Here is a 20,620-nt window from a genome sequence, read left to right on the forward strand (position 1 = left end):
AAAACCTGCAAATTTTCACGAGTGCTGTCATGGGTTTTCCTGCGAAATTCCCTCGAATCGCGCTGTTTCTTGCAGGATGCGCCGCGTTTCTCAACCTCTATGCGACCCAAGGGCTGCTGGGTGAGTTGTCGGGTACCTTCCCGATCACGCTGCATCAGGCCAGTTGGAGCATCACCGCCACCATTCTCGCCGTGGCCGTCACTGCGCCCTTCGTCGGTTGGCTGACCGCGCGCCGCGCGCAACACCGGGTGATTGCCGGGGCCGCGCTGCTGCTCGCGTTGCCCGCCGTGCTGGCGGCCTGGGCGGGCAGTTTTGGCGAGTTCCTGCTCTGGCGTGGGGTGCAGGGGCTGTTCATTCCCGTGGTGTTCGCCACCAGCGTTGCCTACATCGGGGTGCACTGGGAGGGCAGCGCGGTGACCGAGGTGACGAGTATCTACGTGGCAGGCACGGTGCTCGGTGGCTTCTGTGGGCGTTTCCTGACCGGGCTGGTCACCGAATTCTACGATTGGCGCATGGCCCTGACCGTGCTGGGCGGCCTGAGCCTGGCCATCGGCGTGGCAATCGCCGTGCTGTTGCCGCGCGCTGCTCCCGCTGCGGCGTATCAACAGCGAGCCCCGCGTGGCGAGCTGTTCGGCAAGCCCCTGCTGGGCGCCTATGCGGTGGGTTTCTGCGTGCTGTTCGCCCAGGTCGCGACCTTCACCTACGTCGGCCTGCACCTGGGCCAGGCGCCGTTCAACCTGGGCACCGCAGCACTCGGCTCGATCTATGCGGTGTTCCTGCTGGCGCTGGTGGTGGTGCCGGTGGCCGGGCGGCTGACCAAGGCGCGGCCCCAAGGCGACCTGATACGGGTCGCGGGCTGCCTGGGTATCACCGGCTCGGCCCTGGCCCTGTCACCCTCGCTGTGGCTGATCGTGATCGGCCTGGCACTCAGCTCGACCGGGGTGTTCCTGGCCCAGGCCGCCGCCAATGCCTTCATCACCGCCAATGCCAGGCAGCACAAGGCTGCCGCGGTGGGGTTGTACCTGGCCTGCTATTACCTGGGCGGCAGCTTTGGCGCCTTTGTTCCGGGCGTGCTGTGGGAGCAGTGGGGCTGGCCGGGCTGCATCGCATTGATCGTGATGTTCCAACTGATGCCGTTGTTGATTGCCCGGGGCAGCTGGCGATCCGCCCCCACCCCCGGCCGCTCCCACCGGCAATTGCAATGAGCCTTCTTTCTTTAGCGCTCGATTCATCATCCAACAAGGAAAACAGCGAGATGACCGTAAGTAACGTGCCGACGACCCACAGCCAGTTGCTGAGTGTGATTGAACCGGTGCTGCAGCAGATGGCGCCGGGCGTGCTGAAGCAGGCATTGCTGGCCGAGTTCGGCAACCAGGAAGCGGCGCTGGTGGAGATCGAGGAGGCGTTCCGCACCCTGACCGCTCGCCGCCATGGCGCAGCGCAACTGCGTCGGTTCTTCGCCAGCTGGTCGAAGACCAACAACTCGGCGGCCAGTGTTTCGGGCCTGGCCAACCGCCTGACCCTGCTGGCCCGCTCGGAGCAGGGCAGCGCGGCGGCGCAGCAGATCTACCAGGTTTGCGGCAGCCTGCAGCGCATCACCGACGAAGACCTGGGGGCCCTGGGCAACACCCTGCACAGCGACCTGTTCTACAACATGGCCACGCCCATCTGCGGCGACGACCAGTGGCTGCTCAAGGAGAACTGCCTGCCATCGGCGCAGGCTTTCAAGGATTGGACCGATGCCCGCCGCCTGCGCGACCGCGACCTGCTGCAGGGCTTGCTGACCACCCTGGTGCATGAGGTGTACACCCACGGTGAGGTGGAGTTCATCCACCCGCTGTTCAAGCAGTGGTTCGAGCGTGACATGGGGGTGCCGGCGGAAAGTGTGCGCAAGACCGTCGCCTGGGTCACCGTGCACACCGGCGGCACCGAGAGCAACCACTTCGCCCATGCGGTCGAGGCTGTCGAAGGCTTCGTCAAGGCCATGGGTATCGAGGTCGACCAGGCCGCCGCGCAGGCGATCTTCGCCCAGTACCTGCAACGCAAGGCCGAGGTCATGCGCGATTGCGCGGCGAGCCTGGGCTGACCCTGCTGTTGCCGCCTGTCATGCCCGCCCGGGCATGGCAGGGGCCTGTCCGACACTCGAGCGTGCAAGGAACAGCGCATGCAACTCATCGTTTTCTGCCCACCCAATGTCATCTTCCAGCACAGCGCCGCGAACTGGGCCAGCGCCATCGGCCCGGGGGGCATGCTGGTGAGCAGCGACACCCAGGCCGAGGAAATCGCTGCGCACCTGGGTGGCAAGGTCGAGTACCGGTTGTTCGAGCATTACCAGGACAACCCCCTGGTCGAGGTGGACGTCTGCGCACTGGTGTGGGAACTCGAAGCCCCGTTGTGCGTGGCCCTGGACGAGGCTGATGTGCTGCGCGTGGCGCGGATCAACGACCGCCTCGGTGTCAGCATGGGCGCCGAGGGGCGCGCCATGTTCTATCGCGACAAGTTCTTCATGAAGCAGCGCGCCAGGAACTGCGGGCTGGCCATCGCCGACATGGCGCCGCTGGCCAATGCCACCGAAGCGCTGCGCTTCAGCGAGCAGTTCGGTTTTCCGGTGGTGATCAAGCCACGCCATGGTCGCGGCTGGAGCGGCGTCGAGGTGATCGAGGACATGGCCGGGCTGCGCCATTGGCTGTCGCAGCGAACCGCCAGCACCTTTCACAACCTGATGATCGAGAGCCATGTGCGTGGCGATCACTATCTGGTCGATGGCCTGTACATCGAGGGGCGCCCGATCCTGCTGTCACCCGCCCGGGTGATCGCCACCTCGCGGGACTGTCGCGCCGGCAAGCCGTGCAGCCTGTACATGCTCGATGCCGGCAACCCGGTGCGCGATGAGTTGCTGCGTTATGCGCGGGCGCTGGTCGAGGAAGTGCTGCCCTCCGAACCGACCCTGCTGTTCCAGCTGGAGGTGCGGGTGAACGAGGACGGTGAAATCGCCCTGTGCCAGATCGCGATGCACCAGGGCGATGCGTTCACCCACCTTGAGCTGGAGCAGGCCTGGGGCCTGGACCTGCGCATGACGTACCTGCGTGCGCTGCGTGATGCGGCTTATCGCCCGCAAGCTGTGCCCGCGCCACGGTTGCGGGTCGGTCATTTGAGCATTCCGCCGCGTGCGGGCCTGCTCCCGGATGTGCCGGGTGAGTGTCCGCTGGAAGGTGTGCTGGCCTGCCGTGTTGCGGCTCGGCGGATGATCTGTTCAGGGGAGGGCGAGGTGTTCAGTGCCACCGTCAGCGGGCCGGACGAGGGCACCCTGCGGGCCAGGCTGGAACAGGTCGGGCACTGGTTCGACCAGCACTGCGGGTCGATGAATCGGTGAGGCCCTGTTCGCCTGTAGGAGCGGCTTCAGCCGCGATGCAGGCAACGCGGTGCCTGGCCACCCGCTTCGCGGGTGATCGCGGCTGAAGCCGCACCTACAGCGAATGGGCCATGAATCCACTATTGCAATGCCTGATGTCCCTCCCCATTGCCGCCCTGGGCGCCTGGGGTGGCCACCTGAGCGGCCTGCCACTGGGCGCGCTGATAGGCGTCGTCTGCACCGTCACGCTGGCCGGCAAGCTGGGCCTGAAAATGCGCATGCCGTTGCCGTTCGTGGCCACGGTGCAGTTGCTGCTCGGCCTCAGCGCCGGCTGTGTTGCCCAGGCGATTGCTGCGTGAGCAACCGACCCGCTGACCATCAGCCGCGAATCGACGGATGTGTTCCGGCCGTCTGGCTGACGCGCTCCGCCTGGCCGGCACGCAGGATGGCCAGTCGGCGTTGTTCGTAGTCGGCCTGGGACAGGCCCTGGCGTTGCAGGGCTTCCAGTTGCAGTTGCCGGGCTTCCTCGGCGGTGTAAGGGCGCAGTTCCGGGTGGTTGGCGCAACCGCCGAGCATGGCCATGCCAAGCACGAAGAGCGCAGTGGTCAGACGACGGGAGAACGTGTTCATCGGGCGGTTCCAGGTTCCGGGGATTCGCGGTGCCGAATCGATGGAACAAGGGTATGGGGCGCGCCCGACGAAGAGAAATTGCCAGGCTCGATAGTGACTATCGAGCCTGGCTATCCCGCGTGGCGAGGGACGGTCAGAACCTGTAGTTCACGCTCGCCTCGAGGGTACGTGGCGCGCCGGGGGTGACCAGGTCCACCGAGCCATGGGCCGAGGCGTAGTAGTCGCGGTCGAAGGCGTTCTTCAGGCGCAGGGCCATGTCCCAGTGCTGCTCGTTGTACAGCAGCGCGGCGTCGAAGGTGGTGTAGGCGGGCATCACCACGTTGTTGTCCAGCGCGGTGTAGCGGTCGTCGACGTAGTTGGCGCCGGCGGCGACGCGCCAGTGCGGGGTGAGGGTGCGCACCAGCCAGACGTTGGCGCTGTTGCGCGGGGTCAGGGTGGGCACCTGGCCTTCGTTGGCGACACCGTTGGTCTTGCTGTTGGACTTGGTGATCTCGGCGTCGAGGTAGGCGTAGCCGGCATAGACTTGCCACTTGTCGCTCAACTGGCCGCTGAGGGTGGCCTCGAAACCGTCGGTGCGCTGCTCGCCCGCCAGGATGGTCAGGTTGGGGTTGCTCGGGTCGGCGGTCTTCATGTTGGTGCGCTCGAGGCGGAATACCGCGGCGGTCAGCGACAGGCGGCTGTCGAGCAGGTCCCACTTGGCCCCCACCTCGTAGTTGGTGGTTTCCTCCGGTTCCAGCCCGGCGTTGGTCGGCGAGACCGCGAACACTTCACCCGAAGGCTGGTAACTGCGGCTGACCGACACGTAGTAGGACTGGACCTGGTCCGGCTGGAACACCAGGCCGGCGCGCGGGCTCCAGGTCTTGTCGGTGCGGTCGAGGTCGACGTTCTGCACCCGGGCGTCGTTGTATTCCTGGCCGAAGATGTCGTAGCGCACGCCCAGCAGCGCCTTCCACTGCGAGGTCAGCTCGATCAGGTCCTGCACATAGAAGCCGGTGGTCTGCTGGTAGTTGCTGCCATCGGACGACAAGGTGGAAGCATGGTCCGGCACCGCCACCAGGGCGTCGCGGAACACCGGTACGCGGGCCACGTTGTTCTGGCTGTAGACGCGCTGGTACTTGTCCTGGAAACCGACCTCCACGCCGTACAGCAGGTTGTGCTGCATGCCGGCCAGCTGCGCCTGCTGCTTGAGCTCGGTCTGGTTGAACACGCCGGACTCGTCGCGGGCCACGTTGCCGCGGTTGAGCTTGACCAGCAGCTCGCCGTCGGGGGCGGTGACGAAGCGGGTCGGGCTGCTGTCGGCCAGGGTGTTGTTGCGGTCCAGGTCGTAGCGGTAGTAGCGGCTGGTGTTGGTCAGGGTGAAGTCGTCGTTGATCCGGTAGTCGAGGCTGGCGGTGAACGAGAACACCTCGCTGCGCGCGTAGTCCTGCGAGGCGTTGCCCGAGCCGAAGCGCTTGTCGCGGTCGACATCCACCGGGCGGTTGCCCAGGGCCGGGATGCCGAAGTCGATCAGGCGCTTGTCGTACAGGTAGGTGGCGCCCAGGTTCAGTTCCAGGTCGTCGGAGAGCTTGAAGTAGGCTGATGGCGCGATGGCCTTGCGGTCGATGTAGCCGTCGTCGCGGAAGGTGTCGCTGTCTTCGTAGGCGCCGGTGATGCGGTAGGCCTGGTTGCCCTGCGGGTCGGCCCAGCCGCTGTCGAACTGGGTGCGGCGCTTGCCCTCGGTGTCGAGGGTCATGCCCACTTCCTGCTTGGGCGCGAAGCCGGGTTTCTTGCTGATGCTGTTGATCAGGCCGCCCGATGAGCCACGACCGTACAGTACGGCGGCGGGACCCTTGATCACCTCGACCCGCTCGATGTTGGACAGGTCGCGGAAGTACAGGGCGTCGTCGCGCACGCCGTCGATGTACATGTCGCCAATGGCGCTGAAGCCGCGGATGGTCACCTGGTCGCGCTGGCCGTCGCCGTTGGACAGGCCGACGCCGGGCACGTTCTTGAGCACATCCTCCATGGACTGTGCGCCCTGGTCCTTGATCACGCTCTCGGGTACCACGTTGACGGTCTGCGGGATGTCGCGCAGCGGCGCGTCGATCTTCAGCGCGCTCTTGCTCTCGCTGGCCTTGTAGCTCTGCTGCTCGTAGGCGCTGGTCACCGAGGTCGCCGGCAGGGCGAGCGGGTCCTTGCTTTCAGCGTGCAGGGCAGGGGTGACCAGCAGGCCCAGCATCGACAGGGACACCGGGGCGACGGACTTTCTTGCCATTGAATGCGACTCATTTGTTGTTGTGAGGTCGCAAATGGTAGTGATTCGCAAATGTAAAGCAAGTGTAAAGGTGAAATATTCAGAAAAATATTTTTACCGTCGCCAAGATATCCGTTTGCGTGCAATGGGGTGCAAGGGCTGGAGAGCATCCTTGGCCGTCCGGCATGCACTGCGGGATCCATAGCCTTGCCAGCCGTGCTCATTCGCCGACAGCGTCGGCGCCTTGTCCGATGGCGGCCCCCTTGTTGGCCGCCATTGCCCTGAGCGCCGCATCCCCCCCGCCTTACCGTTACCCCTACCGACAACAAGAAATCGCCGTGTCCCCGCACGGTGGAACAGGGGAGCACCATGCCGCCATCCACGTCACTGCTGTCAGTCGCCGCGCTGACCACCTTCGCCTTGCTGCTTGGCGGTTGCCGGGACGAGCCGCAACCCGTCACGCCTGCTGGCGCAATGACGCCCGCCGACCCGGCCCTGGCCACGCTCTACGCCAACACCTGCAAAACCTGCCACGCCAACCCGGCCTCCGGTGCGCCGTTGGCGGGTGATGCGGCGGCCTGGTCGCCCCGGCTCGCACAGGGCGTGGACAGCCTGCTGGACCACAGCATCAACGGCTACAAGGGCATGCCGCCCATGGGCCTGTGCATGCAGTGTTCCGAGGCGCAGTTCCTGGCCCTGATCGGTTTCATGTCCGGCAAGCCTGCCCACTGAGCACAAGGGGTTCCCATGGCCATTCAACTTTCCCGACGCCGTTGGCTGCAACAGGCCACCGCGGCCTGCGCCTTCATGGCGCTTTCCGGTAATCCGCTGCTGGCACAGATGCTGCGCGCGCCGCGCCTGATTCCGTGGCGCAACTGGTCGGGCGGGCAGAGCTGCCTGCCCTTGGCGCGCTTGGCGCCGCAGAGCCTGGACGAGCTGGCGCAGGTGCTGCGCGATGCCCCCGGCAAGGTGCGCCCGGTCGGCTCGGGGCACTCCTTCAGCGGCCTGGTGCCCACCGACGGCACGCTGGTTTCGCTCAGCTATTTCAATGGCTTGCTGGGGCATGACCCCGCCACCCTGCAGGCCGAGTTCGCCGCCGGCACGCCCATGTCGTCGATGGGCGCGGCGCTCAAGGCGGTTGGCCAGGCGCTGCCGAACATGGCCGATATCGACTACCAGACCCTGGCCGGCGCGCTCGCCACCTCGACCCATGGCACCGGCGTCGGGTTCGGCTCGTACTCTTCGCGGGTCACCGGCCTGCAACTGGTCACGGCGACCGGCGAGGTGCTCGACTGCGACAGCCAGCGGCACCCGGAAGTGTTCGATGCCGCGCGGGTGTCGCTGGGCGCCCTTGGCGTGGCGACCAAGGTGCGCCTGCAGAACCGTGAGGCCTTCCGCCTGCGTGAGCGTCAATGGGTCGCCCGCACCGAGGCGTTGCTGGAGGATGTGCACACGCTCACCCGCGACAACCAGCACTGGGAAATGCTGGTGATCACCCATTCCGATTACGCGTTGGCCGTTGCCCTCAATGAAACCAGCGATCCAGCCACGCCCGCGCAGGACCCGGCCGAGGAGGGCGGCAATGAATTCGTCACCCTGATCGAGAAGCTCGACAAGTACGGCAGCGACTTCCCCGCCGCGCGCCGGGCGCTGCTCAACAGCCTGCGCCACATCGCCAGCTTCGACGAGCGGGTCGGTGATTCCCATGAGATCTTCGCCAATGTGCGCAATGTGCGCTTCAACGAGATGGAGTACTCCGTGCCCGCCGAGCACGGCCCGGCCTGCCTGCGGGAAATCCTCGCGCTGATCCGCGCGCGCGACCTGCGCACCTGGTTCCCCATCGAATACCGCTACGTGAAGGCCGACGACATCCCGCTGAGCATGTTCGAAGGGCGCGACAGCTGCTCGATTTCCGTGCACCAGCACTACAGCATGGACCACCACAATTTCTTCGCCGCCATCGAGCCGATCTTCTGGAAGTACGCCGGCCGGCCGCACTGGGGCAAGCTGCACACGCTCAATGCGCGCACCCTGCAACCGTTGTATCCGCGCTGGAAGGCCTTCACCGAGGTGCGCCAGGCGCTGGACCCGCAGGGCAAGTTCCTCAACGCCCACCTGGCCTCGATCCTGGGCGTGGCCTGAACACAAGGAGGTGTCATGAACAGACGCAATTTTCTCGTGGGCGTGGCCGGGGCCGGCGTGTTGCTGGCCGGTGTCGGTGCCTGGCTGCGGCCACGCGCCCAGGGGGCCCCGCACAACGATTACTTCGCCCGGCTCGAGCGCGAACTGCGCGAGCATGGGCCCATGCGCCCGGTGATGCTGATCGACCTCGACCGGCTGGACCACAACATCGATGTGGTGACCCAGTCGGTACGTCGCGCCGGCAAGCACCTGCGCCTGGTGGAGAAGTCCCTGCCGGCACCGCAACTGCTCGAGTACATCGGCCGGCGCGCCGATACGCGGCGGCTGATGGCGTTCCACCAACCCTTTCTCAATCATGATGCGGCGCGCTTTCCCGATGCCGATATCCTGGTCGGCAAGCCCCTGCCGGTGCATTCGGCACAGCTTTTCTACGAGCAGCACCGTGGGCCGTTCGATCCGGCCAGGCAGTTGCAATGGTTGCTGGACACCCCCGAACGCCTGGGCCAATACCTGGCGTTGGCCCAGGGGTTGGGGACCCGGTTGCGGATCAACATCGAACTGGATGTCGGCCTGCACCGTGGCGGTGTGAAAGATCATGCGAGCCTTGAGCAGATGCTCGCGCTGATCGCCGCCAACCCCCTTCACCTGACCTTTGCCGGCTTCATGGGATACGACCCCTTTGTCGGCATGGACCTGCCCGGGATCCTCGGCTCGCCGGACGAGCTGTTCACCAAGGTCATGGCGCTGTACGACGGTTTCGTCGATTACGCCCGCACGCGCTACCCTGCGCTGTGGCAGGCGGACCTGACCCTGAACACAGCAGGTAGCCCGAGCTACCGGATACATGAGCGCGAGCGCACCAGCAGCGAAGTGTCGGTGGGCTCGGCGCTGCTCAAGCCGAGCCACTTCGACCTGCCGTCGCTGGTCGATCACCAGCCCGCCGCCTACATCGCCACGCCGGTGCTCAAGCGTACGGGCGCGGTGGAAATCCCGGCGCTGGATGGCAAGTCTGCATTATTGAGCGGGTGGGACCCGAACCTGCGCGAAACCTTCTTCATCTACGGCGGCAACTGGCTGGCCGAGCCGGTGTCGCCGGGCGGGTTGCGCTTCAACGGCGTGTTCGGGCGCAGTTCCAACCAGGAGATGGTCAATGGTTCATCGGCGGTGGGGCTGAAGGTCGACGACCAGGTGTTCCTGCGGCCGACCCAGTCCGAGGCGATACTGCTGCAGTTCGGTGACCTGCTGGCGGTACGCGGCGGGCGCATTGTCGAGCGCTGGCCGGTCTACAGCTAGCGGTTCGCCGGCAAGCCGGCTCCTGCGCACCCTGCAGGAGCCGGCTTGCCGGCGAACTTTACGTTTACAAGCTGAAGGGCAGGTTCAGCTTGACCCACAGCATTTCGCCTTCCGGGCGGTTCTGGACCGCGAACTCCTTGGCCCAGCGCGCCTCGATGCTGGCGTACTCGAGAAAGGTGTAATGCACCGCCGGGCCGATGGCGAACACCTGGCCGCGCACGCCATCGTCCACGTCCTCGCCCATGAAGCTGACGGTGCGGCCGAACTGCTTGTCGTCGGTGGTCTGCTTCAGGTAATAGCCGTTCACCCCCAGGCGCAGGTTGTCGGTCACCCGGTAGCTGGCCGAGTAGTCGAAGTGGAACAACTGGCCGGAGCGGTAGTCGGTGTCGGGGTTCTCCTTGTTGAAGCTGTAGGTGGCCTTGACCGAGAGTTCCGTGCGCTCGCTGGGCAGCCAGGTCGCCGACACCAAGGGCTTGTAGGTGTAGAAGTTGTTGCTGGTGTTGGCCATGCGCGCGGCGTCGTAGTCACCGGTGGGCAGGGTGATCTCCAGGGCCGTGGCGAGGGTGAGGTCCGGGCCCAGGTCCCAGAGGATGATCGGCGCGAGGGTGACGTCGCCCTGGCTCTCGCGGCGGCTGTGCTGGCCGAACATCGCCACCTGCTGGCGCATGTAGGGTTGCGCCACATAGCCGCCGAGGCGCCCGCCGAACACGCGTAGCGGGCTGAGGTAATCGAGCCGCGGGATGATCGCGTCGGAGGTGATCTTCACCTGGGGCACCTTGCCGCCGAGGGAACTGATGTCCAGCTTCCGCGCCTGGTAGTGGTTGTAGTAGAGGTTGAAGGCGAACATGTGGTCCGGCAACTGGTCGACGCCCAGCGGCAGGACGAAGAAGCCGTCGGTGCCGGGGCCGATGTTGTCGACGCCGTTTTCGGTGGCGTGGGCCGGGAGTGAGAGCAGCGACGCCAGGGTGCAGGCGCAGGTGAGGCGGGTCGGGTTCATGGTTGGGCTCGTTCTTGTTGTTATGGGCGAATGGCGGTGTGCCGCCCTATACAAATAAGCGCTCGCGAGCCGAGGGCGCAGGGCAATGCCGGACAGGCGAGGGGGCTTTGGCGGACATGCTGCAATATTTTGTTACTCTCACTCCGAGGGCCATCGACTGCGCGATATGATGGCGGCGTCACGCGCGCGGCCCCCAGAACAACAATCCAGGCGCCGTGGCCCGGGAGCAGCCTGCCATGCCCAGCACCACCCTCGACCCGCAACTCGATCTCGCCCTGGCTTCACCCTTCATGCTGCAGACCCTGACCCAGGTCGCCAGTGACCGGGGGGCCAGCAGCGAGCGCCTGTGCCGCGGGCTTGGCTTCACGCCGCAAGAGCTGCAGGACCCCGCGCAACGCATCGCTTGCCGCCAGGCGGTGGCGCTGATCCAGCGTGCGCTCGAAGCCTTGCCGGGGCAGGGGTTGGGCCTGTGGGTCGGCCATTGCAACGTGCTCGGTACCCTCGGCCTGCTCGGCCATGTGTTGTCGCTGTGCAAGACCCTGCGCGATGCTTTCGAGATCGGTGTGCGCTACCAGCACACCAGCGGTGGCATGGCGGTGTACAGCCTGGAGGAGGGCGCCACGGAGTCGGTCATCGAGGTCGAGTGCCGGCTGCCCGCCGCCGACATCCAGGTGTTCGCGGTGGAAGAGTTTCTCGCCAGCCTGATGGTCTATGGCCGTGCCTTGATCGGTGCCGAATTCCAGCCGCTGCGCTTCGAGTTCACCCATGGCGCACCCCGTTACCTGGAGACGTACACGCGCTTGCTGGGGCCCAATGTCGCCTTCGGTTGCCTGCACAACCGCATGGTGATCGCCAGCCATTGGCTGGACCAGCCGCTGCCGGGGCACCAGCCCGTCGCCTTGCGCCAGGCGCTCAAGCTGCTGGAGCTCGAATGTGCCCCGGTGCAGGAGAAGGCGAGCCTGCTGCAGGCCGTGGAACGCGCCATTGCCCGCGACCTGCAGGAGGGGTGTCGCATCGACAAGGTTGCCAGCGACTTGAACATGAGCAGCCGCACCTTGCGCCGGCACCTGGTCGAGCATGGCATCACCTTCGATGCGTTGCAGGAGCAAGTACGGCAGGCCCGGGCCACCAGCTTGTTGGGCAACCCGCGGATGCCCATCGAGCGTATCGCCGAGGTGCTGGGCTACAGCGACGTGCGCGGCTTTCGCCGGGCGTTCAAGCGCTGGACCGGGTTGAGCCCATCAGCGTGGCGGGATAACGCATTGGCGTGCCTGTAGGAGCCGGCCTTGCCGGCGAAGGGAGCACCGCGGTGCCTGCACCGGCCTTGCCGGTGTTCGCCGGCAAGCCGGCTCCTACCTTGAGGGCTGCGTTCAGGAGACTGCCGAGAACACCGAGCCGGTCATTCGCTCGCTCAGCAGCTCCAGCGCCCGCAGCCCGGCCAGCGAGTTGCCCGAGGCATTCAGTGCCGGCGACCACACGCAGATGCTGTAGCGCCCCGGTACCACCGCGACGATGCCCCCGCCCACGCCGCTCTTGCCCGGCAGGCCCACGCGGTAGGCGAAGTTGCCGGCTTCGTCGTACAACCCGCTGGTGGCCATGATCGCGTTCACCTGCTGCGCCTGGCGTCGGCTCAAGACTTGCTCGCCGCTGTGCGGGCAGAGGCCGCCGTTGGCCAGGAAGGCGAAGCCACGGGCCACGTCGACGCAGCTCATCGACAATGCGCAATGGTGGAAGTAGCTGCGCAGCACCGCGTCGACATCGTTGTGGAAGTTGCCGAAGGCCTGCATCAGGTAGGCCATGGCGGCATTGCGCGCACGGTGCTGGTACTCGGACTCGGCCACCACCGCGTCGCTGACGATGCGCGGGTTGGCGGACAGGCGGCGGACGAAGTCGCGCATCGACAGGGTCGGGGTGGCGTAGCGCGACTGGTTGATGTCGCAGATCACCAGGGCGCCGGCGTTGATGAACGGGTTGCGTGGCCGACCCTTTTCCACCTCCAGCTGCACCAGCGAGTTGAAGGCCTGCCCGGATGGTTCGTAGCCCAGCCGCGACCAGATGTCCTCGCCACTGTGGTTGATCGCCTGCACCAGGCTGAACACCTTGGAGATGCTCTGGATCGAGAACGGCGTGTGCGCGTCTCCGGCGCAGTGCAACTGGCCGTCCAGGCTCTGCACGGCGATGCCCAGCTGGTTGGGCGGTACCTGGGCGAGGGCGGGGATGTATTGCGCCACCTGGCCTTGGGCGAGCAGGGGGCGGACGTGGTCGAGGATCTCTTGCAGTAATGCGTGCATGGGGGCCTGGCGTGGGAGGAATGCGGATCGCTTGCCAGTCGGACGAACGCCGCCGCGACGGCGACACAGGGTAGCCGAAAGGTGGCGGAGGAAGGATGAAGGATCGTGGATCAGAGACGACCTCTGCAGGAGCGGCTTCAGCCGCGATCACCCGCGCAGCGGGTGCCAGATACCGCGCAGCCGCATCGCGGCTGAAGCCGCTCCTACACGGTAGGGAGGTTGTGGGCTCAGCCGCTGACGGCGACCACCTTGCCCTTGGTGTTGGCGAACTTGCCGGCCGGTGCCAGCGACAAGGCCGCGCGGTCATGCCCGAGCAGCGTGCACAGCGCATCGATGATGGCCTGGTGGTCCTGGCGCTCCGGCAAACCGGAAACCGCCACGCTGCCGATCACCCCCGCGCCCTTGACCGTGATTGGGAAACCACCGCCTGCGCTGGCGTAATCCACGGGCGACAGGTTGTAGCGTTGGGCGATGTCCTTCTGGTCGATCGCCAGTTGATGGCCGATCCGGTAGGAACTGCACAGGAAGCGCTGCACCGTATTGCACTTGCGCCGTATCCAGTCATGATTGTGCGGTGTCACCCCAGGCCTGGCAGCGAGGAACAACGGGCGCTCGAAGCGGCGGATGTCGATCACCACCAGCCAGCCTTCAGCCTCGGCTCGCCGTTGCAGGAGGGAACCCAATTGCCAGGCCACGTCTTCGTCGAAGTGCTTGAACTGAAGCACCTCTTCCTGGCGGACCAGCAGTGCCAGATCTTCGGCCAGTGCCATGTGAAGCTCCTTCCTGTCGGGGCTGATGAAGCCTCCATGCGAAGTGCGCCGGGGCGACCGTGCCTTGCGCTACCGCTGTCAAATGAAACCTTTTTCATGTTGTCAGAAGCGTAGCAGCATTCCGCCATGCCTTCGGCGCCGCAAGCGGGGCCAAGGCTTCAAGTCCGTGCCATACCGGGCCGCCAGCCTTGTACTAGAGCGGGGCTTGGCGTTATTTCCCAGACAGATGGTATGAATCCCAACCCTTACCTTTCGTCGCCTGCCATGCGCACAAACGATTGCGCGTTCGCCGGCACGCCCGTGCGGCGCTTCACTTTGTAAAACGGTCCAGGCGTTTTTCATCGACGAGCAAGGTCGACACGGCAATGAACGAACAAGCGGCACCCCCAACCCAAGGCGTCACGGTGGAACTGTTGGCAACGGTCGACCTGGGGCCCGAGATCGAAGGCATGGCCGGGCGCCAGTTGCGCATGCGCAAGGTCACCCTCGCGCCGGGCGCTGTATTCGGGCCATTGCACGACCATGTCGATCGCCCCGGCACCGTGTACATCCTGCAGGGCACCATCACCGACCACCGTAATGGCGTAGCCACCGACTACGGGCCGGGGGTGGGTTGGCCGGAGGACCACGACACCCTGCACTGGCTGGAGAATCGCGGCTCGGTGGAGGCGGTGGAGATCTCGGTGGATATCGTGTGCCTTGGATGAAGTCATCCGTCCATCGGCCCTCAGTAGGTCTGATGCCCGGCTTGTCGATTACCCGCCTTGGCTGGTCAGGCAATACAAGGTTGAGCCATGAGGGGGCTGCCTTGTGCATGAACAATGGCGCTATGCTATCGGTTTTGCATGCCACGACAAGGAGCGTACGTGATGCCTGGCATTGCCGACGTAGCGACAGAATTCGAAGCATTCATGAAATCCTGGGAAAACGAGCGCGACTACCTGCCGTCTTCTATTGGTGCCTTGGCCAATGGATTCGAGGGATGGTTGAAGTTCGAGTTCTACCTGTGGCTCATCCGCAAGCACGAATTGCGCGGCCCGAGTGAACAGCACTACAGCGATGTGGGCGTCGAGTACAGAGTCGCCCTCGACCAGCGCTGGTCGGCCATGGATTGCAAGACCAAGCAATGCGATCTCTGGATACGCGACCAGGATGAAACCCGTTACCACTTCATCGAGCTCAAGGTTCCATTCTGCAACACCAACAAAGGCAAGATGTTCGCCGGTGCCAGCAATGACTTCTGGTACATGAGCAGGCTCAAGGCCCAGGCCGAAAAAGCGGCGACAGGCAGCGTGATCATTGTTGGTGTGAATTTCGAACAGGCGCAGTGGGAGCAGCGGGTGGCGGCGGTCGAGACCTCTGCGGGAGACCTCCGTCACACCACGCGTGCCGGTGGTGAGGTATCCGGGGCGCAAGGGCTGCGCTGGGCAGTGTTGACCACCCACTACCCAAAGGTAACGGCCGCCCTGGGCGAGCCAGTATCTGGCTGATCATGGGACTACAGATAGCCAACCCGCACCGGAGGTCGCATGGGTACAAGCACTGATATCGATAATGCAATCGCTGACCGATACCAGGGTTTTTCGGGAAATGGAGAGCTTGCTCAGTTGGAGCGCCTGTTTGATGCCTCATTCGTGTCGGCGCTCCACACGATATTGGCTTCAACCCCACATACCCTTTCATTGAAGATCAGGCTCGACTGGATCGATAAAAGGCCCTATGCCGACATGGCCATTTCCAAGGCGAAGGATATCAATGATCACCTGATCACTCGCCCTGTGGAGCTGGGTGATGCAGCGATTTTTGTGATCGAAGCGTTTAGCCTGAATGGCCAGATTGTCAGCAAGAAGGGTCGAGGCTTGATTCTCCAGGCCAAGGTCGCCCCTGGCCCTGCCATGGCGAATGTTCCGGTTACATCGCTCTCTGGCTCGAACCCTGATGCCTCAACCAACAAGGAACTGGCCCTGCTGTCGCAATGGCCCGGGTTTGAATTGCACCTGGCAAATAACCGTCGGGGCAAATCATTGGGTATCTATTCGATCCCCATGCTTTCCACACCGCCGCCCTACGGCTGGTATGCCGCTGCTCCAGGGCCTGACAGTATTGGGTGGAGCAGCAATGGGCAGTGGCGATCTCGATGGATGTGCGCGCCGGCTGTCAATGGGTGTGCCTGTGATTCGACACTGGGCGAGGTGATCGAGGCGCTGTTCCATCGGCAGAAAATCACCGGAGCGTTCGTGGGGGCTGACTGTTATCCCGTGGCAGGCACCTATAAGGCCATTTATCGAAATCCTCCCCAGAAAGGGCCGACCGATTGGGACATGCTGTGTACCACCCTGCTTGAACTGCCTGTCAAAAAGCATCGCGTTTCATCAGGGGCGCACGGTGTGTTTGCCTCTTTCCCTTATTTACCCCAGTTGATCGGGATGGCAGGTTTACGTGGTATCTACCGCTGGTGGCTCAGTCGATTCAGGCGAGACAGGTTCCCCATTCTGATCATTGAGCGCGTCAGGCAAGACTAGGTGATAGTCGATACCGGGTTTTCTTGCGCTATCGTCGGTTTGGCTAACGGTTTGCTGCTGCTCGGTATGTACCGATCTGGTCCAGCTCACGCTTGAGTCGGTCACGGTCGAGGCTGGCGAAGGGCAGGGCGAAGAACGCCCGGCAACGCTGCTCGATGTGTGCATAGGCTCAGGCTTGACGCCTGTAGGAGCGGCTTCAGCCGCGATCATCCGCAACGCGGATGCCATGCACCGCAGTGTCTGCATCGCGGCTGAAGCCGCTCCTACAAATGTGGCGTCGCGGTGGGCAACTTGGCGAGGAAGGCCTTGATCTGCCGGTTACCCCGCAAGTGCAAGGTGGGCACCTTCGGGGCCGTGTTCAGGCGTACAGCCTCGATACCTTGGCGGTAGCCATGGTCGAACTGCCAGACGAACTTGAGAAAACCCAGGAATGCCTTGTCGAGTTTCTCGCTGCAACCTGAGGGCAGGTCGGGCCGGGGACGGTTTATCAGGCTGCGCAGGAGCACCCGGCGCAGGCACGTCAGGCGGGGAGTATCGAGCCAGATGACAAGGTCCGTCCGGGGCAGGCGCAAATCGAATGTGCGGCGGGCATAGTTGCCCTCGCAGACCCAGGCCTGAGAGGCGATGGCTTCGCGCACCCGGTCACGGAACCGGTCGGCGTCGGGCTCGACCCAGCCGGGCTCCCAGAACAGCGTGTCCAGATGCACCACCGGCAGGCCGAGCCGGGCGCCCAGGTCACGGGCCAAGGTGGATTTGCCGCTGCCAGAATTGCCCAGAATCACGATCCGTTGCATGGAGGACGTCCTGTCGCGCAAGAAAAAGGACGGCGATTCTGCGGGTTTTGCGAAGGCTGTCAACGGCCATCACCCTGCGGCGTTCACCGACGGTAGTAGCGATGGTCGTCCTCGTAGCGATGATGCAAGGCGCGATCGTGATGGCGCTCCCAGTAACGCTGGCGTTCGATTTCCCGGCGGTGCTGCTCGCGGCGCCATTGCTCGCGGCGCCACTGCTCCCTGCGCCAGTCTTCACGGCGGTAATAGTCTCGCTCGTTGCGCCAGTCCCGGTCATCGCGGGCCAGCAACGTGCTGCCCGACGTGCCGGCCACGCTGGCCGTGCTCTGCCAAGGGTTGCCAGTGGCGTGGCCGGGTGCTGGAGCAGCCGCGACTTCGGATGTGAAAACAGAGGCTGGAGTCTTCATTTGCGCGGCCGACACCGAACCCGCCGCCGCGAGCGCGAACAAGCCAAGGAGCAGCATCCGTGGGGCATGTAGTTTCATGGAGAAGACAACCTCTGAATGGCAGTGGATCGTGGCCGCCTGGCGGCACCGCACGGTCGTGCCGTGCGTACCCACATAGACCGGAATCGCGCAAAAAGTTCTGGCCCACCCTTAGATAAATAGTCCGCGAACTCAATGCGTTGCGCGTTGTCGCGACGAGCGTGGCGCCAACCGTCGGACGGCTGCTGGCGGGCCGTGCTGGCGTGCACTAGCGTTCAGGCTTATAGCCCTCGGCCATCATCGCACCGGGCTGCCGGGCAGGGATGTCAGTCACGCACCGTCGCTGCGGGGTCAACGCCCATCATGCCGCACCCATTCCCAGACCCGACCCGGCGCCTGGCGTACCAGGCCAGCGCCCCGATCTTCCAGGCGTTCGTGCAGCAGGCGCAGTGTTGGCCCGAGGCCACGGCGATCACGACCCCGGACTTCGCCTGCAGCTACCGGCAGCTCGAACGCATCAGCCATGGCATCGCCGCGCACCTCCTGGCGCTTGGGGTGGCTGCTGGCGCTCGGGTGGTGATCGTCTCCAGCCGTTGCGCGGGCCTGGTCTATGGGCTGCTTGGCGCCTCCCGCGCCGGGTTGACGTTCAGCGTGGCCGACGCGGCCTATCCGCCTGGGCGCATCGAGCAGATCATCGACCTGCTCCGGCCTGCCTGCGTACTGGTGTGCGGCAGCGCGGAGGTTGCGGTCAACCTGAAAGGTGCGCACGTCATCAAGGTGCCGGAGGCCCCGGACGTGGCTTTGCGGCAGTTTGGCAATGCCGCGGTGGACTTGCCCGAGGTTGACCCGGCACGTCCGGCCTACATCACGTTCACCTCGGGCAGTACGGGCGAACCGAAGGGCATCGTCACCCACCACGCGCCATTGGTGCACTTCGTCCGATGGCATGTCGAGCACCACCGCTTCACCCGCGACGAATGTTTCTCCATGGTGTCAGGGCTGGGGCACGACCCGGTGTACCGGGATGTGTTCACGCCGTTGTCGATCGGTGCGCGGATCGCCTGCCCGGCCCAGGCGACCCTGACCGACCCCCAGGCCCTGGCAACCTGGGTACACGGCGAAGGCGTCACGGTCATGCACCTCACACCGCCGCTGGGCCGGTTGATCGAAACCGGCGCCACGCTTGCGGGCTTGACGCTGGAGCGCCTGCGCTACTTGTTCTGGGGCGGTGACGCGTTGAGCCCGGCGTTGCATCAGCAAATTCGCGCCGTCGCCCCCCAGGCCGCCAGCGTCAACTTCTACGGCACCACTGAAACGCCACAGGCCATGGCGTTTCACCCCATCGAGGCATCGCTGGCCACAGGTCGCATCCCATTGGGCAAAGGTATCGACGACGCGCAGTTGCTGGTGCTGAACGAAGCCGGGCAGTTGGCGGGCGAGGGTGAAACGGGGGAGATCCTGATCCGCAGCCCCTACCTGTCGCTGGGTTATTGGGGGGACACGGCGCTGACCGGCGAAAAGTTCGTGGTCAATCCGTTTACCGGTGACGCCAGGGATATCTGCTATCGCACCGGCGACCAGGGTACCTACCTGCCCGATGGCAGTGTCGACTTTCTCGGCCGCGCCGACAGCCAGGTGAAGATTCGTGGTCACCGTATCGAGCTGGCCGAGATCGAAAGCACCGTCGCGCGAGATCCGCGGATCCGCCAGTGCGTGGTGTTGGCCTTGAATGAACATGGCGCGACAAAGCTGGTGGCCTGTTGCGTGGCGCGCCAGGCGGTGGCGAGCGCTGAACTGCGCGATGCGCTGGGCGCCCTGTTGCCGGATTACATGGTGCCGGCGCAGTGGCTGTTCCTGGACTCGGTGCCGCTCACGCCCAATGGCAAGGTCGACAAGCGCGCGCTGGCCAAGCTCGTCGACACGACGGGTGCCTCGTCAGCCGGGCAGCCGCTGACGCCGGTCGCGCAACAACTGTGCAAGGCCTGGGCACGGATCCTCCAGGTACCGAGCATCGACAGCAACCTGACCTTCGTCGAGCTGGGTGGTGATTCGCTGACCTTCGTCCAGGCCTCGATGACCCTGCAGAAGTTGATCGGCCAGTTGCCTGAGCGCTGGGAGACGACGCCGGTACGGGTGCTGGCGGCGCTGTCCGTCGCGAGCGGAACCCGGCGTCGAGCAATGCAGGCCATCGAGGTACCGGTATTGTTGCGCATGCTGGCGATCATCCTGATCGTCGCCGGGCACTTCGGGCTGTTCGGCGGCTGGGTGGTGACCGGCGACACGGCGACGCTGTTCCTGATTTCCGGCCTCAGCCTGGCGCGGTTCCAGCTGCAGGCCATCGAGGAACGGGGCGATGCCCGCGCCTTGCTCCGCTCGGTCGCCGCCATTGCGTTGCCGACCGTGCTGTACACCGTGCTGATCCAATGCGTGTTCGACCGTCTGCACTGGCAGTCGCTGCTGCTGGTGTCCAACTGGTTCGCGCCTGAGCAGGTTGGGGTCTTCAACTACTGGTACATCGAAGTGCTGGTGCAGATGATCCTGCTCATCGGCCTGGTGCTGTCGATCGGGCGGGTGCGCAGGGCGATCCTGGCCAACCCGTTCCGTAGCCTGGCGCTGGCAGCCTGTGCGTTGCTGGTGGCCGATGTGTTGATCACGCTGTTCGTCTACGACGCCAGCCTGTTGTACAACCGGGTGCCGCAGCATTACCTGGCCATCACCGTGCTGGGCATGGCGGTGCACTACGCCGACTCGACGGCGCGCAAATGGGTGGCCAGTGCCCTGGCGGTGCTGGTGATCGGTGAACTCGATCTGTTCACCCTGGCCGGCTATGGGTGGGAGGCTGCGATGGTCAGGATGCCCATCGATATTGCCCTGCCGGCGGTGCTCGCGCTGATCTGGGTGCGTGCCGTGCCGGTGCCCGCGCTGTTGGCGCGGGTCGGGACGCTGATCGCCTCGTCGACCCTGTTCATCTACCTGACCCATTACCAGTTCAAGTCCGTTGCGCAACGCCTGCTCGACCAGCCGGTGTTCGCGCTGGTGCTCTGCCTGGTGGGGGGCGTGGTGGTGGGGTACTGCTGGAACGGGGGCGTGCGCTGGGTGATGACGCGCTGGAGCAGGGGGCGCGGGAAGCGTCCGGTCGACACGGTGGAATCCGCGGTCTGAGGTGTGGGCGAA

At 65.0% G+C, this 20,620-nt stretch carries 19 protein-coding genes and 1 pseudogene; 12 read left to right on the plus strand and 8 right to left on the minus strand.

Annotated features, from left to right (window positions below; translation table 11 throughout):
* Positions 1-29: 29 nt before the first annotated feature.
* The 4 genes from P5705_RS17700 to P5705_RS17715 all read left to right on the plus strand — a co-directional run bounded on the left by P5705_RS17700 (position 30) and on the right by P5705_RS17715 (position 3,711).
* Positions 30-1,205 carry an MFS transporter gene (locus P5705_RS17700; RefSeq protein WP_277462167.1) on the plus strand — a complete coding sequence of 392 codons (1,176 nt, stop codon included), beginning with the start codon at positions 30-32 and terminating at the stop codon, positions 1,203-1,205.
* A gap of 50 nt (positions 1,206-1,255) precedes the next feature.
* A complete protein-coding gene (locus P5705_RS17705; protein ID WP_277462168.1) occupies positions 1,256-2,086 on the plus strand; it encodes a hypothetical protein in 831 nt (276 codons plus the stop codon).
* A gap of 78 nt (positions 2,087-2,164) precedes the next feature.
* On the plus strand, positions 2,165-3,373 hold the full coding sequence (locus P5705_RS17710; RefSeq protein ID WP_277462169.1) for an ATP-grasp domain-containing protein: 1,209 nt from the start codon (positions 2,165-2,167) through the stop codon (positions 3,371-3,373).
* 110 nt (positions 3,374-3,483) lie between these two features.
* Entirely contained in the window at positions 3,484-3,711 is a 228-nt protein-coding gene (locus tag P5705_RS17715; RefSeq protein WP_277462170.1) for a hypothetical protein, read from the plus strand.
* A 19-nt stretch (positions 3,712-3,730) separates the two neighbouring features.
* On the opposite strand, the gene P5705_RS17720 is transcribed toward P5705_RS17715, so the two are convergent.
* Together P5705_RS17720 and P5705_RS17725 are read right to left on the minus strand one after the other, a co-directional pair.
* Positions 3,731-3,982 (minus strand): hypothetical protein, encoded by a 252-nt coding sequence (locus P5705_RS17720; protein WP_277462171.1) that lies wholly within the window; start codon positions 3,980-3,982, stop codon positions 3,731-3,733.
* Between the two features lie 133 nt (positions 3,983-4,115).
* Positions 4,116-6,236 (minus strand): TonB-dependent receptor, encoded by a 2,121-nt coding sequence (locus tag P5705_RS17725; RefSeq protein WP_277462172.1) that lies wholly within the window; start codon positions 6,234-6,236, stop codon positions 4,116-4,118.
* Positions 6,237-6,584: 348 nt separating this feature from the next.
* Between P5705_RS17725 and P5705_RS17730 the strand changes: the two genes are divergently transcribed.
* The 3 genes from P5705_RS17730 (at position 6,585) to P5705_RS17740 (ending at position 9,650) form a co-directional block, all read left to right on the plus strand.
* Positions 6,585-6,947: a c-type cytochrome gene (locus tag P5705_RS17730; protein ID WP_277462173.1), complete on the plus strand. Its 363-nt coding sequence runs from the start codon at positions 6,585-6,587 to the stop codon at positions 6,945-6,947.
* Positions 6,948-7,022: 75 nt separating this feature from the next.
* A complete protein-coding gene (locus P5705_RS17735; RefSeq protein ID WP_277462207.1) occupies positions 7,023-8,357 on the plus strand; it encodes a D-arabinono-1,4-lactone oxidase in 1,335 nt (444 codons plus the stop codon).
* 15 nt (positions 8,358-8,372) lie between these two features.
* The gene (locus P5705_RS17740; RefSeq protein WP_431196957.1) at positions 8,373-9,650 is read left to right on the plus strand and encodes a DSD1 family PLP-dependent enzyme; all 1,278 of its coding nucleotides are present in this window, start codon (positions 8,373-8,375) and stop codon (positions 9,648-9,650) included.
* A 64-nt stretch (positions 9,651-9,714) separates the two neighbouring features.
* Here P5705_RS17740 and P5705_RS17745 read toward each other — a convergent pair whose 3' ends face one another.
* A complete protein-coding gene (locus P5705_RS17745; protein ID WP_277462174.1) occupies positions 9,715-10,647 on the minus strand; it encodes a SphA family protein in 933 nt (310 codons plus the stop codon).
* 236 nt (positions 10,648-10,883) lie between these two features.
* Between P5705_RS17745 and P5705_RS17750 the strand changes: the two genes are divergently transcribed.
* Positions 10,884-11,924 carry an AraC family transcriptional regulator gene (locus P5705_RS17750; RefSeq protein ID WP_277462175.1) on the plus strand — a complete coding sequence of 347 codons (1,041 nt, stop codon included), beginning with the start codon at positions 10,884-10,886 and terminating at the stop codon, positions 11,922-11,924.
* Between the two features lie 93 nt (positions 11,925-12,017).
* Here the strand turns inward: P5705_RS17750 and glsB are convergent, their stop codons facing one another.
* Positions 12,018-12,938 (minus strand): glutaminase B, encoded by a 921-nt coding sequence (glsB, locus tag P5705_RS17755; protein WP_277462176.1) that lies wholly within the window; start codon positions 12,936-12,938, stop codon positions 12,018-12,020.
* 227 nt (positions 12,939-13,165) lie between these two features.
* The gene (locus tag P5705_RS17760; RefSeq protein ID WP_213657336.1) at positions 13,166-13,708 is read right to left on the minus strand and encodes a heme-degrading domain-containing protein; all 543 of its coding nucleotides are present in this window, start codon (positions 13,706-13,708) and stop codon (positions 13,166-13,168) included.
* 365 nt (positions 13,709-14,073) lie between these two features.
* Here P5705_RS17760 and P5705_RS17765 point away from each other — a divergent pair, with 365 nt between their 5' ends.
* The 3 genes from P5705_RS17765 to P5705_RS17775 all read left to right on the plus strand — a co-directional run bounded on the left by P5705_RS17765 (position 14,074) and on the right by P5705_RS17775 (position 16,230).
* Positions 14,074-14,415: a cupin domain-containing protein gene (locus P5705_RS17765; RefSeq protein WP_277462178.1), complete on the plus strand. Its 342-nt coding sequence runs from the start codon at positions 14,074-14,076 to the stop codon at positions 14,413-14,415.
* A 162-nt stretch (positions 14,416-14,577) separates the two neighbouring features.
* Positions 14,578-15,198, plus strand: coding sequence for a hypothetical protein (locus tag P5705_RS17770; protein ID WP_277462180.1), 621 nt, complete (start codon positions 14,578-14,580; stop codon positions 15,196-15,198).
* Positions 15,199-15,237: 39 nt separating this feature from the next.
* Positions 15,238-16,230 carry a hypothetical protein gene (locus P5705_RS17775; protein WP_277462181.1) on the plus strand — a complete coding sequence of 331 codons (993 nt, stop codon included), beginning with the start codon at positions 15,238-15,240 and terminating at the stop codon, positions 16,228-16,230.
* Between the two features lie 43 nt (positions 16,231-16,273).
* On the opposite strand, the pseudogene P5705_RS17780 reads toward P5705_RS17775, so the two are convergent.
* The 3 genes and pseudogenes from P5705_RS17780 to P5705_RS17790 form a co-directional block, all read right to left on the minus strand.
* Positions 16,274-16,393 (minus strand): annotated as a pseudogene (locus P5705_RS17780) (hypothetical protein); the annotation flags it as partial.
* Between the two features lie 100 nt (positions 16,394-16,493).
* The gene (locus P5705_RS17785) at positions 16,494-17,024 is read right to left on the minus strand and encodes an AAA family ATPase (protein WP_277462182.1); all 531 of its coding nucleotides are present in this window, start codon (positions 17,022-17,024) and stop codon (positions 16,494-16,496) included.
* Positions 17,025-17,107: 83 nt separating this feature from the next.
* Entirely contained in the window at positions 17,108-17,506 is a 399-nt protein-coding gene (locus P5705_RS17790) for a hypothetical protein (RefSeq protein WP_277462183.1), read from the minus strand.
* 303 nt (positions 17,507-17,809) lie between these two features.
* Between P5705_RS17790 and P5705_RS17795 the strand changes: the two genes are divergently transcribed.
* On the plus strand, positions 17,810-20,608 hold the full coding sequence (locus tag P5705_RS17795; protein WP_277462184.1) for an amino acid adenylation domain-containing protein: 2,799 nt from the start codon (positions 17,810-17,812) through the stop codon (positions 20,606-20,608).
* Positions 20,609-20,620 lie beyond the last annotated feature (12 nt).

The sequence above is a fragment of the Pseudomonas entomophila genome (assembly GCF_029478665.1).
Classification (GTDB): Bacteria; Pseudomonadota; Gammaproteobacteria; order Pseudomonadales; family Pseudomonadaceae; genus Aquipseudomonas; species Aquipseudomonas entomophila_F.